This is a genomic window from Cupriavidus sp. WS (assembly GCF_000395345.1).
Lineage (GTDB): Bacteria > Pseudomonadota > Gammaproteobacteria > Burkholderiales > Burkholderiaceae > Cupriavidus > Cupriavidus basilensis_B.
Genome location: NZ_AQPL01000772.1, coordinates 1 through 377, shown reverse-complemented (window position 1 = coordinate 377; position 377 = coordinate 1). Strand labels below are relative to the sequence as shown.

General features: G+C 59.7%; 1 protein-coding gene. It reads right to left on the bottom strand.

Annotated elements, in window-relative coordinates; genetic code table 11:
• Positions 1 to 377, bottom strand: a 377-nt coding sequence (locus K206_RS0137125; RefSeq protein WP_020207220.1) for an IS5/IS1182 family transposase, incomplete at both ends; no start/stop codon positions are given.

Genomic DNA, 377 nt, shown 5'->3' with positions numbered 1-377 from the left:
CAAAGTCGAGCGTCGCGGCTTTATCCATCAGCGCGCGACGATCGTACGCGCCATCAGCAAACAGATGTTTCAGGCCCGGCCAACGCCTCTTCAAGGCCTCCAGTACCGTCACTGCCCCTGTACTGTCGGCAATGTCTGCAGGCGTCAGGTTCACCATCAGCAGCCGCCCATTTGTATCCACGGCAATATGCTGCTTGCGCCCGACGATCTTCTTCGCAGCATCGTAGCCGCGCTCTTTCGCCGCTGGCGCCTTCACCGATTGGCTATCCACGACACCAGCGCTGGGGCAAAGCTGGCGGTCTTCCAACTCCCTGTCGAGCATCAGTACAACATCGTGGAGCGTGCGAAACAGGAACCTGCGCATCAGTCGGCGAAAC